The sequence below is a fragment of the Mycobacterium sp. EPa45 genome (genome assembly GCF_001021385.1).
In the GTDB taxonomy this organism is placed as follows: Bacteria; Actinomycetota; Actinomycetes; order Mycobacteriales; family Mycobacteriaceae; genus Mycobacterium.
On sequence record NZ_CP011773.1, the window covers coordinates 5,515,695 to 5,531,325 of the forward strand.

14 protein-coding genes and 1 pseudogene are annotated in these 15,631 nt (G+C 65.5%); 3 read left to right on the top strand and 12 right to left on the bottom strand.

The features are described 5' to 3' along the window. The first annotated feature begins 2 nt into the window (after positions 1-2). Positions 3-1,460, top strand: coding sequence for a trehalose-6-phosphate synthase (locus tag AB431_RS26145; protein WP_047332392.1), 1,458 nt, complete (start codon positions 3-5; stop codon positions 1,458-1,460). On the opposite strand, the gene AB431_RS26150 is transcribed toward AB431_RS26145, so the two are convergent. From AB431_RS26150 to AB431_RS26205, 12 genes and pseudogenes are all read right to left on the bottom strand, one after another. Then, the gene (locus tag AB431_RS26150; RefSeq protein WP_082135810.1) at positions 1,457-1,939 is read right to left on the bottom strand and encodes a mammalian cell entry protein; all 483 of its coding nucleotides are present in this window, start codon (positions 1,937-1,939) and stop codon (positions 1,457-1,459) included. The two genes, AB431_RS26145 and AB431_RS26150, sit on opposite strands and share 4 nt — an antisense overlap. Then, positions 1,939-2,622: a hypothetical protein gene (locus tag AB431_RS26155; RefSeq protein ID WP_047332393.1), complete on the bottom strand. Its 684-nt coding sequence runs from the start codon at positions 2,620-2,622 to the stop codon at positions 1,939-1,941. Before AB431_RS26155 ends, AB431_RS26150 begins: the two co-directional genes overlap by 1 nt. After that, positions 2,622-4,307, bottom strand: a complete 1,686-nt coding sequence (locus AB431_RS26160) for a virulence factor Mce family protein (RefSeq protein ID WP_047332394.1) — start codon at positions 4,305-4,307, stop codon at positions 2,622-2,624. Before AB431_RS26160 ends, AB431_RS26155 begins: the two co-directional genes overlap by 1 nt. Beyond that, positions 4,307-5,491 carry an MCE family protein gene (locus tag AB431_RS26165; protein ID WP_047332395.1) on the bottom strand — a complete coding sequence of 395 codons (1,185 nt, stop codon included), beginning with the start codon at positions 5,489-5,491 and terminating at the stop codon, positions 4,307-4,309. The genes AB431_RS26160 and AB431_RS26165 overlap by 1 nt, the downstream gene beginning before the upstream one ends. Then, positions 5,488-6,847 (bottom strand): annotated as a pseudogene (locus AB431_RS26170) (virulence factor Mce family protein). The gene AB431_RS26165 and the pseudogene AB431_RS26170 overlap by 4 nt, the downstream one beginning before the upstream one ends. Then, positions 6,844-7,917 (bottom strand): MCE family protein, encoded by a 1,074-nt coding sequence (locus AB431_RS26175; RefSeq protein ID WP_047332396.1) that lies wholly within the window; start codon positions 7,915-7,917, stop codon positions 6,844-6,846. Before AB431_RS26175 ends, AB431_RS26170 begins: the two are co-directional and overlap by 4 nt. Continuing rightward, complete coding sequence (locus tag AB431_RS26180) at positions 7,899-8,936, bottom strand: MCE family protein (RefSeq protein WP_047332397.1); 1,038 nt, start codon at positions 8,934-8,936, stop codon at positions 7,899-7,901. The genes AB431_RS26175 and AB431_RS26180 overlap by 19 nt, the downstream gene beginning before the upstream one ends. Beyond that, positions 8,936-10,135: an MCE family protein gene (locus tag AB431_RS26185; RefSeq protein WP_047332398.1), complete on the bottom strand. Its 1,200-nt coding sequence runs from the start codon at positions 10,133-10,135 to the stop codon at positions 8,936-8,938. Before AB431_RS26185 ends, AB431_RS26180 begins: the two co-directional genes overlap by 1 nt. 4 nt (positions 10,136-10,139) lie before the next feature. Beyond that, a complete protein-coding gene (locus AB431_RS26190; protein WP_047332399.1) occupies positions 10,140-10,982 on the bottom strand; it encodes an ABC transporter permease in 843 nt (280 codons plus the stop codon). Further along, positions 10,979-11,692 carry an ABC transporter permease gene (locus AB431_RS26195; RefSeq protein ID WP_047333820.1) on the bottom strand — a complete coding sequence of 238 codons (714 nt, stop codon included), beginning with the start codon at positions 11,690-11,692 and terminating at the stop codon, positions 10,979-10,981. Before AB431_RS26195 ends, AB431_RS26190 begins: the two co-directional genes overlap by 4 nt. A gap of 320 nt (positions 11,693-12,012) precedes the next feature. Continuing rightward, positions 12,013-12,921 (bottom strand): 3-oxoacyl-ACP reductase, encoded by a 909-nt coding sequence (locus AB431_RS26200; RefSeq protein WP_047332400.1) that lies wholly within the window; start codon positions 12,919-12,921, stop codon positions 12,013-12,015. 25 nt (positions 12,922-12,946) lie between these two features. Next, positions 12,947-13,138 (bottom strand): ferredoxin, encoded by a 192-nt coding sequence (locus AB431_RS26205; RefSeq protein ID WP_005139047.1) that lies wholly within the window; start codon positions 13,136-13,138, stop codon positions 12,947-12,949. 177 nt (positions 13,139-13,315) lie between these two features. On the opposite strand from AB431_RS26205, the gene AB431_RS26210 reads away from it, so the two are divergent. Both AB431_RS26210 and AB431_RS26215 read left to right on the top strand, forming a co-directional pair. Continuing rightward, positions 13,316-14,500, top strand: a complete 1,185-nt coding sequence (locus AB431_RS26210) for an acyl-CoA dehydrogenase (protein WP_047332401.1) — start codon at positions 13,316-13,318, stop codon at positions 14,498-14,500. Positions 14,501-14,528: 28 nt separating this feature from the next. After that, positions 14,529-15,626, top strand: a complete 1,098-nt coding sequence (locus tag AB431_RS26215) for an acyl-CoA dehydrogenase family protein (RefSeq protein ID WP_047332402.1) — start codon at positions 14,529-14,531, stop codon at positions 15,624-15,626. The last annotated feature ends 5 nt before the right edge of the window (positions 15,627-15,631 follow it).

Consider the following 15,631-nt stretch of genomic DNA (forward strand, 5'->3'; position numbering starts at 1 on the left):
CGGTGCCCGGGGGCAACGACGCCGCCCGTTCCGGGAATTCTGACTTCGTGGTGGTCGCCAACCGGCTGCCGATCGACATGGAGCGGTTGCCGGACGGCAGCCTGACCTGGAAGCGCAGTCCGGGCGGTCTGGTCACCGCGCTGGAACCGTTGCTGCGCCGTCAGCGCGGCGCGTGGATCGGCTGGCCGGGCGTCGTCGACGGGCCCGAGGAGCCCATCATCGAAGACGACATGCAGATGGTGCCGGTCCGCCTGTCGGCCGAGGATGTCGCCGAGTACTACGAGGGTTTCTCCAATGCCACGCTGTGGCCGCTGTATCACGATGTTATCGTCAAGCCGATCTACCACCGGGAGTGGTGGGACCGCTACGTCGAGGTCAATCGCCGTTTCGCCGAGGCGACGTCGCGCGTGGCCGCCGAAGGCGCCACCGTATGGGTGCAGGACTACCAGCTGCAACTGGTGCCCAAGATGCTGCGGATGCTGCGGCCCGATCTGACCATCGGATTCTTCCTGCACATTCCGTTCCCGCCGGTGGAACTGTTCATGCAGATGCCGTGGCGCACCGAGATCATCGAAGGCCTGTTGGGCGCCGACCTGGTCGGATTCCACCTCGCCGGCGGCGCCCAGAACTTCCTGTTCCTGTCTCGAAGGTTGGTGGGCGCCAACACATCTCGTGCGTCGGTCGGTGTGCGATCCCGGTTCGGCGAGGTCCAGCTGGGCTTCCGCTCGGTGAAGGTCGGCGCCTTCCCGATCTCCATCGATTCCGCCGACCTCGACACTCAGGCCCGCAATCGTGACGTGCGCCGGCGGGCGAAAGAACTTCGCGCCGAACTCGGCAACCCACGCAAGATCCTGCTCGGGGTCGACCGGCTGGACTACACCAAGGGCATCGACGTTCGGCTCAAAGCGTTTTCGGAGCTGCTCGCCGAGGGACGCGCCAAGCGCGACGACACCGTTCTGGTACAGCTGGCCACTCCCAGCCGCGAGCGGGTGGAGAGCTATCGCGTGCTGCGGGGGGAGATCGAGCAGCAGGTCGGTCACATCAACGGCGAATACGGTGAAGTCGGACACCCGGTGGTGCACTACATCCACCGACCGGTGCCCCGGGACGAGTTGATCGCCTTCTTCGTGGCGGCGGACGTGATGTTGGTGACGCCCCTGCGCGACGGCATGAACCTGGTCGCAAAGGAGTACGTCGCCTGCCGCAGTGACCTCGGGGGTGCCCTGGTCTTGAGCGAATTCACCGGTGCCGCAGCCGAATTGCGTCAGGCGTACCTGGCGAACCCGCACGACCTCGAGGGTGTCAAGGACACCATCGAGGCAGCACTCAACCAGACGCCCGAGGAGGGGCGCCGGCGGATGCGGGCGCTGCGGCGCCAGGTCCTCGCACACGACGTCGACCGCTGGGCCCGGTCATTCCTCGACGCCCTGGCCGGCAAACCCGCCGTCGAAGGCGACTAGATCGGCGTGATGTAGTTGATCAGCCAGCGGCCGTCGATCTTCTGGTAGTCCACCCGCAGCCGGCTGCCGTCGTAAAGGGGCTGGCGGCTCTTATCGGTCACCGTGCGATTCAGATACACCAGCACCGACGCCGAATCACGGCGTGCGTCCATCACGCCCACCCCGACGACATTGGCCTGACTGACGACCTGTCGCTGCCGGGCCTGCGGGATGATGTCGGCGTTGGCGCGCTGCTCGAACTCCTTGCGGTACCCCGGGGTGAGAAGCAGGTAGGCGTCGGTCAGGCTGCGCTCCACGGTCTGGTAGTCGTAGCCGAACACTTCAGGTATCTGCTGCTTGGCGATGCCGGGCAACTCGGCGCGGGTCGACTGCTCGGCGCGACTCTGCACGCGATCCCAGTACAGTGCGCCTGCGACACCGGCACCGCCGATGAACACCGCGGCCAACACCGCCGCGATGCCGCTGATGAGCCAACGCATCAGTTGCCTCCGTCGGGATACTTCAAGTCGTATCCGGTCATCCGGCCGCTGTCGTCCTCGTGGACGATGACCCGCATCCGGTAGGGCGCCGAGGGCTTGTTGACCCCCTGCATGTCGGTGACCGTGACCCGAACCGCGACCAGCACCGAGGCGTTGTTGCTGACGTTGTCGACGCCTTCGAGTGCGGCGCCGTTGATCACCGCTTCGGAACTGGCGTTGGTGTCTCGGAACATCGCCTTGAGGTTGTCGACGTTGTTGTTCTGGCTGAGCATGTCGCGCAGCGGGCCGCTGGTGTCGCCGACAAACCTGTTCACGCTTTGATCGATGTTGTCCTGCGTGAAGCTGAACATGTTGATCACGGTCTGCTTGGCGGTGTCGATGAAGCGTTGATCGCGGTCCTGGGTGGCCGCAATATCTCTGTGCTGCACGGCAAGCCACGCGACCGCCCCGACGGTGCCCGCTGCCAGGAGGACCCCGACGAGCACGCCGATGATTGCGACGCGACGCGCGTTGGCCCTCCGCCGCGGTGGCGGCCCGACCGGCGTGACGGATGTCGGCACCGTCCGAGGTGCGGACTTCAGAGCCACCGTGGTGACCGCAGCGGCGGTGTCGGCAGTGGGTCCAGCGGCCCGTGATGCGCGCCGGCGCACGGGCCGTTCGGTCGTGGTCGTATCTGAGGTCATCACACCTGCCTTGGGTCGAGCATGAGGTCCACCCAGTTCTCGGCCGGACGAAGATTCGGGTCCGCCGGGGCGAACACGCCGGTACCGCCCGCCGGGTCGACGAAGGTTCCGTTGTGCTGATCGTAGATCCCATACCGGGCACCGGCCTGCGGCTGCGGGGCGGCGTCGGCCGGGCCGGTGCCGACCGGCGGTGGCGGCGGCGGGATCGTGGCCGGGTACGGCAGCATGGGGTTCTGCGGCGGGTAGGGACCCGGCGGCAGATACGGCAACGGCACCGGAAGCTGACCCGGGTCGTTGGGCGGCGGCTGCACAGGCCATGGCTGATGGGGCGCGGGCCCCGGCCCTTCGGGGACGCCGGGCGGCAACGGCCCCACCACCGGCGGTCCCGGATCCGGGTCATTCTCCGGCGGGATGTAGGGATACTTGTTGGGCGGCAGTATGTTCCGGCCGTCCGTCACCGGTGTCCCGGCCGGGATCGGCGGACCGCGCCAAGGATTGTTGCCGATCGGGATGTAGCCCTTCGGGTCCCGGCAGAGCTGCACGGTCGGTGCGCGCTTACCCGGGAACTCCTGGCACGGGTAGTTCCGCGCACCGCGGACCGCGCTCGGATCATTCTGCGGGACTTTGCAATACAGGTCAGTAGGCAGATCCCGCACCGTGGTGTCCGATGGCGAACGGATGAACGGTGCCGGGATGAACCCGGTCACACACGGCGGCGGATCACCGAGGTCGACCTTGAAGTCGAGCTTGCCGCCCTCGTCGAGCGGCTCACCACCGGCGACCGTGATCAACGCGGCGAACAACGCAGGCAGGATCACCAGGGCCTGTTCGATCGACTTGTGGTAGATCACCCCGACCCGGCCGAGGTTGGCCAGGTTGGCGGCCAGCACCGGGAAGGACGGCCGGATGCCGGTGAACGCGGTATCGGCCTCCGACGCCGCACCCGGGACCGTCGCCAGCGTCTGGCGCAACTGCGGATCCGCTTGGGCGACATGGCCGGTGAAGCGGGCCAGCCCGTCGGCCAGCTCACGGATGTCGTCACCGCTGCGGATCTGCGCGTCCAGGAACGGTCCGGCCTGATCGATCAGCTGGTTGGTCTGCGGCCAGTTCGCGTTGGCCTCGTCGACCAGCTGGCGCGACGACTGGATCAGCCGGGCAAGTTCCGGGCCCGAGCCGTTGAAGGCCTTGAAGGTCTCCTTGAGCAGCTGCTGGAGTTTGGTGTTTCCGATGCTGCTGACCAGATTGTCGGCATCGCGCAGCAGTTCGGCGATGTCCTGACCCACGGCGGTGCGGTCCGGGCCGATTCGGGAGCCGTTCGTCAGTGCATCTTTCGACGGCTGGCCGGGCGGCACCAGGTCGATGTACTGCTCGCCCACCGCCGACACACTCTTGACCGTCGCGGTGACATTGGCTGGAATCTTGACGTCGCTGTTGAGCCGCATGTTTGCGTCGACGCCGTCACCGGTCAACTGGACCGACTCGACCCGCCCGACCGTCACGCCGCGGTAGGTCACGTTGGCGTTCTGGTAAAGCCCTCCGCCGGTGACGAAGTCGGCGGTGATGCGATACGAGCCGAGCCCGAGCTTGGCAGGCAGGTGTAGATAGAACAGCGTGATCGCGGTGACGGTGAGCACTGTGACAACCGCGAAGACGCTCAACTGAATTTTGGTCAGGCGATCCAGCATTACTTCGGCGCCTCCTGTCCGGACGCCGTCCCGGGCGGGATCTTGAACGGATCGGCTGCCTGCCCGGAAAGGTTGGCGGTCTCGCCCAGCAGCCAGTCCGGGGCGTTGACGACCTCGTCGAGGTGCCGCATGTTCGGATCCAGCCCGAACGACGTGGTGAAAATCGACTCGCCGAGGCGTCGCAGCGTCAGATCGAAGGTGACGAACACGTTGAGGTAGTCACCCCGGACCGCGCGCCGCAGATACTTCGTGGTGAACGGGAACGTGGGCAGCAGGTCCAACGACGAGACCACGTCGCCACGATTGTCGTTGAGCGCCTTGATGACCGGGTAGAGGTCCTTGAGGTCCGCGGCGAAGTCCTGTTTGGTCTCCGAGAGCATCTTGGCCGCGACCGTACCGAACCTCTGCAGAGCGGCGAAGGCGTCGACGATATTGGCCCGGTTGTTGTTGAGGACCTTCAGCGCCTGCGGCAGACTGTCCAGCGTCCGGCCCAGGCTGTCCTTGTTCTGCGCCAGGATCGAGGCGAATCGGTCGAGACCGTCGGCGGCGGCCAGGATGTCGTTGGTCTGCGAGTTGAGCGCCGACGTCAGCTCGGCCAGGCGCGGAATGAGGTCGACAAACGTTTCGGTTCGACCGGCCACCGCGGCGTACGCGGCGTCGGTGATGTCCTGGATCGCGCCGAGGTTGCCCTTATTCACCACCACGCCGAGCGAGGACAACACCTCCTCGGTGGTCGGGTAGCGGCCGGTCTGTGCGATCCGGATCACCGAACCCTCAGTGAGCCGGCCTTTCGCCGAATGGTCTGCGGGCGGCGCTAATTCGATGTGCTGCGAGCCCAGCAACGATGTCTGCGCGACCTTGGCGGTCGAGTTCGCGGGCAGGTCGACCGAGCTGTCCAGCGAGAGTTTGACCGCGGCGTAGAACGAGCCGTCGGGACGCTGCACGGCTTGCAGACCCGAGACGCTGCCGACCGTCACGTCATCGACCATCACCGGGGAGTTCTGCGGAAGCGTTGCGACATCGGGCAATTCGACAGAAATGGTGTATGCGCCCCGGCCATGGCCGGCGGTGCCGGGCATATCCAGCGAGTTCAGCCCACCGAACTGGCAACCCGCCAGCAGCGCCGCGCCGGAACCCATTGCGGTGAGCCGATATACGCGATGCCGCCACTTCGCTGCGATCATCCCCCACCTCCGGCGGGCGGCGGTGAAGGCGCTTCGGCAGGGAGCGGCGTCGCGGGCGCGCCCTGTGCCGACGGGTCTGCGGCCGGCGGCGTCGGGGGCACCATGAACGCGCTCAGGTCACCGCTCTGCGGCGGCTGGGGCGGCTTCACACCGGGGGCGGGCTGCCAGTGCAGATCCGGAATCGGCGTGTGTGCCTTGGCCTGCGTTTCCGGGGTGTCGTAGATGATCTGGCCCTTATAAGCCGTGATGCTGTTGATCGGGTGAAACAGCAACGGCGGGAAGTTCATCGTCAAGCGGCGCAACACCGGCGCCATCCGCTCCCGGCAGATTTCGGCGCGCTTGTAGTTGTCCACCGTTGCACCGGCATCGAACGATCCGCCGCAGATGAACTGCACCGGGTTCTGGAAGTTGGGCAGTGACAGCAGCCCTGCCCAGCGTGCCTTGGGCCGGGTTGTAGATGTTGTAGAAGTTGGCCAGCCCGTTGGGCGTCACGTGCAGCAACTGTTCGAGATCGTCGTGCTGGTCGGACAGGATCTTGGTGAAGTCGGTGAGTTTGTTGACCTGGCTGATCAGCGTGTCGTTGTTGTCGTGCAGGAAGCCCCGCACGTCCTCCAAGGCCTGGTTCAGTGTGCCCAGCGTGCTGTCCAGACCTTGCGAGCTGTCGGCCAGCACCTGGGTCACCGAGGCGAGATGTCCGGAGAACTGCACGATCTGCTCATTGCTGTTCGACAGCGCGTTGACGAGCACCTGCAGGTTACGCACGGTGCCGAACAGATCGGTTCGCGAATCACCAAGGCGGCCCGCGGTTTGCGACAGTTCACGCATCGCCTGGCGGAACGAGTCACCGTTGCCGTCGAAAGTGTCGGCGGCCTGGTTGACGAACTCCGACAACGGGCCCTGGGTTCCGGCCTGCGGCCCCAGCGTGCGGCTCAGTTTGGTCAGCTCTTCCTTGACCTCGTCCCACTCCACCGGAACCCCGGTGCGGTCGGGCCCGATGGTTGCCCCATCGGCCATCGCCTGGCCACCGGTGTAAGCGGGGGTCAGCGCAATGAAGCGGGCGGACACCAGGTTCGGCGCGACGATGATGGCGTGGGCGTCCGCCGGGACACGAATCCCGTTGTTCAGGGACATGGTGACCTTCACCGCTTGCGGTTGCGGCTCGATCGAGGAGATGGTTCCGATCGGGACGCCGACGATGCGGACGTCGTCACCCGGGTAGAGCCCCACCGCCGAGGTGAAGTAGCCGACAACGGTCGTTGACTTGGCGCCGGGCCACACCAGGTAGATACCGCCGACCAGCGCGGCCACCAACAATGCGACCGCGCCTGCGCGCCAGAGTTTCTTCGATCCGGTCATGGCGACTTCGGCCTGAAAATGAGGCGCTCCGAGATCAGACCACGCAGGTAGTCGGACAGGCTGTCCGGCAGCTTGCCGGGCTGGAAATAGGTGTCGAACAGCACCTCGGCGATCGGTGCCGGCGGCAGGCCGTAGAGGTTGATGTGGAACCCGGGTCCGGACGCCACGACCTCGCCGAGCGCGGTGGCGTACGGCGGCAGCCGCTTGAGCGCCAGGCTGATTTGATCGCGCCGCGATAGCAGGTTGTCCAGCACCAGATTCAGTTTCTGCAACGCTGGGCCGAACTCGCGCCGGTTGTCGGCGACGAAGCCCGAAAGCTGTTGGGCCACACCTTGGATACCGGCAATCAGGTTGCTGAGCGCGGCGCGCTTTTCGTCGAGCGCGGCGAACAACTGGTTGCCGTCGACGACGAGTTGGTTGACCTGGTTGGCCCGATCGGCCAAAGTCTGGCTGACTGCGCGGGCATGAGAGAGCAGCTCGGCCAGCGCCTGGTCGTTGCCATTGATGCTGCGCGACAACGCCGCCACACCGTCGAGCGCCCCACGCAACTGGGGGGTGGCATCCCGCAGGGAGTCGGTGAGCACAGTCAACGCCTCGGTGAACTGGTCGTTGTCCAGCTCCGCGGTGTTGCGACCGAGGTCCTGCAGCGCTGTGTTGAGCGTGTAGGGCGCGGTGGTGCGGCCCAGCGGGATGACCGTGGATTCGCCTGCACCCTTGGGGGTGACATCCAATGACTTCTGGCCCAGCACGGTATCGGTTTTGATCGCGACCAATGATTGGTCGCCGACGCGGACCTTGCGGTCGACGGTGAATGTCACCTTGGCCTTGTCACCCGCCAGCGCCACCGAGGTCACCTTGCCGACATTGATGCCGGACACGTTGACATCGTTGCCGGGCGTGATGCCGCCCGCATCGCTGAAGTACGCCTCATACGGCTTGCCCTGCGGCCAGAACGGCAACTTGCTGTAGCCGAACGACACCAGCACGACACACACCACCAGGACGATGCCGAAGATGCCGGTGCGGAGCGGATCGCGCTCCGTAACGGGGGCTAGCCATTCTCTGAACACCTGCCCTTCGACGGGTCGGGCGGACCGCCGAACGGTATCAGGATGTCGCTGCCGGCGGGGCCGTTGATCTTGATGCGCACCGAGCAGTAGAAGATGTTGAAGAACGCTCCGTAGGCGCCAAGTGCGTTGAGCCGCAAGTAGTTTTCGGCCAGCGGGTCGAGCACCGTGTTGACCTCGGTCTTGCGGTTGTCGATCTCGGTGGCCAGTGGCCGGACGTTCTCGATGACACCCTGCAGCGGCCGTCGGGAATTCTGCAGCATCTCGGTCAGGTCGTTCTCCGCCGATGCCAGCGGCGGGATGGCTCCCGCGATCGGATCCTTGTTCTGGGCGAGCCCGGTGATCAGCTTCTGCAGTTCGTCGACGCTGGCGTTGAACTGCGCGCTCTTGGAATCGACGGTGGCCAGCACGGTGTTGAGATGGTTGATCACGTCCGAGACCACCTGGTACCGGGCAGACAAGTTCTGGGTGAAGGCGCCGGTATTGGCGAGCAGGTCCGACAGCGCACCACCCTGGCCCTGCAGCAGCTGGATGATCGCGTTGCTGATCTCGTTGATCTTGTTGCCGTCCAAGCCCTTCAGCACCGGCCGCAGGCCGCCGAGCAGCGCATCGAGATCGAGCGCGGGCTGGGTGTTGGCCTGCGGAATCGTCGCACCCGGGCCGATCTTGCGCAGATCGCCCGGGCCGGACGCGATTTCGAGGAATCGGTCGCCGACGAGGTTCTGGTAGCGGATCAGCGCGCGTGTCGAGGTGTAAAGCTGGTAGCGCTTGTCGACGTTGAAGGAGACGTCGACGGTGTTGTCCGGATTCAGCGCGACGCCGGTGACCGAACCGACCGGCACACCGGCGATGCGCACGTCGTTGCCGGACTTCAACCGTGACGCGTTGGCGAAGGTGGCGTGGAAGTCCCGAGTGGAACTGAACCGGAACTGGCCGAAGACGACCACCAGTCCGGCGGCCACCAGAATCATCACCACAGCGAAGATGCTGACTTTGACCACGTTCGATCGATGGGTGTTCATCAGAAATCATCCCGCTCGGCGAACGCCCCGTTGAACAGGAATTGCAGTGTGGAAGGTGCGTCGACCTGCAGCTCGGTGAAGGGCTCGTAGGGGATGTAGGCGTTGTCGGTGACCAGGAACGGCGAGTGATACCACGATCCGCCGAGCTGTTTGCTCGGCATATGTGGCAGACCACGGCAATTCGGTCCGCCGGTGGCATTCACCATCGGCAGGCTCTCCGGGTAGGTGTAGTTCGGTGCGCCGAGAATGAAGTTCGACGACGTGAACAGGCCGGGCTTGGTACCACCGAGGACGGGCGCGAAGTCATGGATCGCCTTGGTGACGGCCTGCAGCAGGCAACCCAGTTCCGGAGAGTAGTCGCCGAGTACCTTCAGTGGCGCCCGCAGGCGTTGGATCGCCGCGATGTAATCGTCCTGCGCCGGAGCGAAGGTGTCGTATCCGTTGTCGGCCAACCCGATCGTCGACAGCAGCGTGGCGTTCAGATCGTCCTGCTCGTCGACAACGGTCTTGGCGATCGTCGGGGCGTTGTTGAATACCGTCACGAGATCCGGGGCGGCACTGGCGTAGATGTTGCCCAACGTCGCGGTCTGGCGCAGGTCCGCCTGCAGTGCCGCCATCTTCGGGTTGAGCTCAGCGGCAAGCTGATTGGTGCCGGTGAGCAGCGCGCCCAGGTCCTCGCCGTGACCGCGCAGTCCCTCGCCCAGCGCGCTCAAGGTGGCGTTGAGATCAACGGGATCGACCTTGTGCAGCACATCGGTCAGCGTCTGGAACAACGTGTTCACCTCCAGCTGGACCGACGAGGCCTGCACGGTGGCGCCGGGGCGCATCGAGGAGCCAATCGGCTGAGCGGGGGTCATGAACTCGACGGACTTCGATCCGAAGATCGTGTTGCCGGCGATGCGAACACCGGCGTTGGAGGGGACATAACGCAGCTGATTGCTGTCGATCGCCAGAGTCAGTTTGGCCTGATCACCCACGTAGGCAATGTCTTTGACCTTGCCGATCTGGATGCCCCGGTACTTGACCTTGGCGTCTTTCTCCATCACCAGGCCGGCGCGTGGGGAAGTGACCGTCACCTTGTCGGTGGAGGTGAATGCCGCGGTATAGGCCAGATAGGTGAACACGACGAACACCAGAAGCAACACCGCCAGCACGGCGGCGGCGATGCGCACGTAGGTGGTTCTGGTCCAGTCAGCCATCGCGCTACCCGGAGAGGTTGAAGTTGCCGGACGCGCCGTAGACGGCGAGCGAGATGAACAGAGTGATCACGACGACGACGATCAGCGAGGTGCGAACCGCTTGTCCCACCGCGATTCCCACACCGACCGGGCCGCCGGACGCGGTGTAGCCGTAGTAGGTGTGCACCAGCATCACGGCCACCGACATCGCGATCGCCTGTAGGAACGACCACAGCAGGTCGGTGGGATTCAGGAACGTGTTGAAGTAGTGGTCGTACAGACCCGCGGACTGGCCGTTGATGTAGACGGTGGTGAACCGCGCCGCGAAGAACGCCGCCAGCACGGACAGCGAGTACAGCGGAATGATCGCGATCAGTCCGGCGATCAATCGGGTGGACACCAGATACGACATCGAGTGCACGGCCATCGATTCGACGGCATCGATCTCCTCGGCAACGCGCATGGCGCCCAGTTGCGCGGTGGTACCCGCGCCGATGGTCGCGGCCAGCGCGATGCCAGCGATCACCGGCGCAACGATGCGGACGTTGAGGAACGCCGACAGGAAGCCGGTGAGCGCCTCGATTCCGATATCGCCCAGCGACGAGTAGCCCTGGACCGCGATCACACCACCGGAGGCCAACGTGAGGAACGCGGCCACGCCGACCGTCCCGCCGATCATCACCAACGCACCGGTGCCCAGGGTCATCTCGGCGATCAACCGGATGGTCTCCTTGCGATACCGCGTGAGCGCATTGGGGATGTAGCGCATGGTCTGGCCGTAAAACAGCGCCTGCTCGCCAAACGTGTCCACCACACGAGGCAAACCGCGAAAGAAACGCCGAACGCGAAGCGTCGCGTCGTAACTCACTTCGCCAGCACCCGAACACCGATGGCCGTGGTGACGACGTTGATGACGAAGAGACAGATGAACGCGTAGACCACGGTCTCGTTCACCGCCACCCCGACACCCTTCGGGCCGCCCTTGACCGTCAGGCCGCGATAGCACCCGACAAGCCCGGCCATCACGCCGAACAGCAGCGCCTTGATCTCGGCCAGGATGAGTTCAGGCAGCCCGGTCAGCACGGTCAGCCCGTTGATGAAGGCGCCCGGGTTGACTCCCTGCAGCAAGACCGAGAAGACGTAACCGCCGGAAATGCCTATGGCGCAGACCAAACCGTTGAGCAGGAGTGCCACGAACGTCGACGCCAGCACGCGGGGAACGACCAGGCGGTGGATCGGGTCGATTCCCAGCACGCGCATCGCGTCGATCTCTTCGCGGATCGTGCGCGCCCCTAGATCGGCACAAATGGCCGTCGCGCCCGCGCCGGCCACCACGAGCACGGTGACGACCGGACCCAACTGGGTGATGGTGCCGAACGCGGTGCCCGCCCCGGAAAGGTCAGCCGCGCCGATTTCGCGGAGCAGGATGTTGAGCGTGAAGGCAACCAGGACGGTGAACGGGATCGCCACCAAGAGAGTCGGGATCAGCGAAACCCGGGCGATCATCCACGTCTGGTCGAGGAATTCACGGAATTGAAAGGGACGTCGAAACGTCGCCGCCAGGGTTTCGCGTGACATCTCGAAGAACCCGCCCACGGCCCGCGCGGGGACTGTGAGCTGATCGATTACGATCGAATCTCCTCCTCGCCAGGCTCACCGCTGACGCGCAGCATTAGCGAAGCCGATCGACTTTCTGACGCTGTCGCGCTGTTCGTCCCCCGACCCGGGCGTCACGCTTTTGAACGCGACTGTGGAATTTTAACTAGAACAAGTTCGGGGTGTCAAAGACCAAAAAATAAGCGCGCTTACGCTCATTTCCGCAGGTCAAAGCCAATGTGATCCAGCTCATTCTAGAACGTGTTCTAGCGTATGGCCGCCCGCGCGGCCTGTGCAAGCGATCAGTCGCCCATCAGACCCATGACGCCGAACGTGCGCTCCGGATCCCGGTCAGCAAAGTACGACTGCAAGGCGGTGCCCAGTGTCGAGGGATCCCAGGCGGCGCCGTCGGCATCGAAGCGGTGCTCGGCAGTGGGAGCGGCCACCAGCGTGACCCTCGGTCCGTACACGACAAAGACCTGACCGCTGACCTTGTCCGAGGCCGGGGAGGCCAGGAAGCGCACCAGCGTCACGACATGTTCCGGCGACAGCGGGTCGACCTCGCCCTCTGCGAGTTCGGGAACGTCGCCGAAGACGTCGGCGGTCATCGCGGTCCTCGCCCGCGGAGCGATCGCGTTGGCTCGCACGCCGTAGCGGCCAAGTGCGCGCGAGGCCGTCAGCGTCAGTGCTGTGATTCCAGCCTTGGCGGCACCGTAGTTGGCCTGGCCGATCGGCCCGGATAAGCCGGCTTCCGACGTGGTGTTGATGATCCGCCCGTAGACCGAGCCACCGTTGTCCTTGGCCTGGTTGCGCCAGTACGTGGCGGCATTGCGGGTCAGCAGGAAATGCCCGCGCAGGTGTACCGCGATCACCGCGTCCCAGTCCTCGTCGGACATGTTGAACAGCATCCGGTCGCGGGTGATCCCGGCGTTGTTGACGACGATGCTCAGTCCGCCGAGCGAGTCGGCACAGGACACCAGTTCGTCGGCCGTCGAGCGCTGGCTGATGTCACCGGCGACCGCGACACCTTTCGACCCCGCACTGCTGATCTCGTCGAGCACGTCGGATTCGTCCAGCGCCTTGGCCATGTCGTTGACGACGACAGTCGCCCCGGAGCGAGCCAATCCGATGGCTTCGGCCCGTCCGAGGCCGGAGGCAGCACCGGTCACCACGGCGACGCGTCCGGACAAATCGGTGGCGTCGCCAGTCATATCTGCAGTCAACTTACTAATACCTCTAGTCTTTGCGGGTCAGGGCAGCACGAGGACACTCGGCGATGGACTGCTCGGCCGCGTCCTCCCGGTCGGCGGGGATCGGATCCTTGGTCACGATCACGTAGTCCTCGTCGTCCAGTTCGAACAGGTCCGGCGCGATTCCCACACAGACGGCGTTACCTTCACAACGATCACGGTCGACTTCGACTCGCACGAGAACCTCCTTGACTGACTGACCCCGGCGGCGGGGGCGTTTTGCAGCACCACGATACGACCAGATCGATCGATAGCTGGGCCTAACGGGCGCTGGACCACAAGACTAGAACGTGTTACAACCAGGAGTGTCGGCGGGTCGCCGGCCGCAAGCAACTTTCAGCGAAGGATCGAGCGGATGCGGATCAGTTACACCCCTGAACAAGAGGAGCTGCGCCGCGAGCTGCGCACGTACTTCGGCAGGCTGATGACCCCGGAGCGTCAGGAAGCGCTCTCCTCGAGTTCGGGCGGCGAGATCGGTACCGGCAACGTCTACCGCGAGACCGTCTCGCAGATGGGCAAGGACGGCTGGCTCACCCTGAACTGGCCCGAGGAGTACGGCGGCCAGAATCGCGACCCGATGGACTCCCTGATCTTCACCGACGAGGCCGCCATCGCCGGCGCGCCGGTGCCCTTCCTGACGATCAACAGCGTGGCGCCGACGATCATGGCGTTCGGCACCGACGAGCAGAAGAACTTCTATCTGCCCAAGATCGCCTCCGGTGATCTGCATTTCGCGATCGGCTACTCCGAGCCCGGTGCCGGCACCGACCTCGCGGCGTTGCGGACGGCGGCGGTACGCGACGGCGACGATTACGTGGTCAACGGGCAGAAGATGTGGACGAGCCTCATCCAGTACGCCGACTACGTCTGGCTCGCGGTGCGGACGAACCCCGAGGCCAAGAAGCACCGCGGCATCTCGGTGTTGATCGTGCCGACCACCGCCGACGGCTTCTCATTCACTCCGGTGCACACGATGGCCGGCGTCGGCACCAGCGCCACCTACTACCAGGATGTCCGTGTCCCGGTGTCCAGCCGGGTCGGCGAGGAGAACGGCGGCTGGAAGCTGGTCACCAACCAGCTCAACCACGAGCGCGTCGCGCTGGTGTCCGCCCAGCCGATCTTCCTGGCGCTCAATCAGGTTCGCGAGTGGGCGCAGAACACCAAGGACGCTCACGGCAATCGGTTGATCGACTCCGAATGGGTGCAGCTCAACCTCGCCCGCGTTCTGGCCAAGGCCGAATACCTCAAGCTGATCAACTGGGAGCTGGCCTCCGCCAAGAGCGGGACCCTCAGCCCCGCCGACGCCTCGGCGGCCAAGGTCTTCGGCACCGAGCTGGCCACCGAGGCCTACCGGCTGCTGATGGAGATCCTCGGACCGTCAGCCACGCTGCGCCAGGATTCCCCTGGCGCACTGCTGCGCGGCCGCGTCGAGCGGATGCACCGCGCCGCCCTGATCCTCACCTTCGGCGGCGGTACCAACGAGATCCAGCGCGACATCATCGGCATGGTCGCGCTGGGCCTGCCCCGAGTCAACCGCTGACGACCGACAGATAGAGACTAGGACTGAAATGGACTTCACCAGAACAGAAGCCGCGCAGGATCTCTCGGGGTTGGTCGGCACCATCGTCGACGCGGTGTGCACGCCGCAGCACCAGCGTGAACTCGACGCCCTCGAGCAGCGCTTCGACACCGAGCTGTGGCGAAAGCTCATCGACGCCGACATCCTGTCCACCGCCGCACCGGAGTCGGTGGGCGGTGCGGGATTCGGCGTGCTCGAGCAGACCGCGATCCTCGCGGCGCTGGGCCGCCAGCTGGCCGCGGTGCCGTACCTGGAGTCGGTCGTCCTGGGTGCGGGGGTGCTTGGTCGGGTCGGCACGCCGGAACTGCGCGAGCAGTGGGGCGCCCCGGCAGTGGCCGGCGAGAAAGTCCTGACGGTGGCCCTCGACGGGGAGTTCGGTCAGGGCCCGGTGCAGGCGACCGCCTCCGGTGACGGATTCCGGCTCACCGGCACCCGCACCCAGGTCGCGTTCGGGCCGGTCGCCGATGCCTTCCTCGTTCCCGCCGAAACCGATTCCGGCACAAGGGTGTTCCTGGTGGCCAAAGACGACGCCGGGGTGTCGGTGACAGCGTTGCTGACCACCGGCCTGAGCAGCGCCGGTGAGCTCGACCTCGCCGGTGTCGAGGTCGGCGCCGACCGGATCGTCGGCGACGCCGAGGTCCTGGCGTGGCTGTCCACGCACAGGACGCTGGGGTACACCGCATTCCAGCTCGGTGTGCTCGAACGCGCACTGGAGCTGACCGCCGAATACGCCCGCACCCGCGAGCAATTCGACCGGCCGATCGGCAGTTTCCAGGCGGTCTCCGCGCGGCTGGCCGACGACTACATCGACGTCAAGGGCTTGGGACTGGCACTGGTGCAGGCATCCTGGCGACTGTCGGAGGACCTGCCCGCCGACCCCGAAGTGGCCACCGCCGCGTTCTGGGCGGCCGAGGCCGGACACCGCGTCGCCCATACCACCGTGCACGTTCACGGCGGTGTCGGCATCGATGTGGACCACCAGGTGCACCGCTACTTCCTCACCGCCAAGCAGATCGAGTTCGCACTCGGCGGCGCCACCGCCCAGCTGCGGCAGATCGGTCGTGAGCTGGCTGACACGCCGGCTTGAGCGGG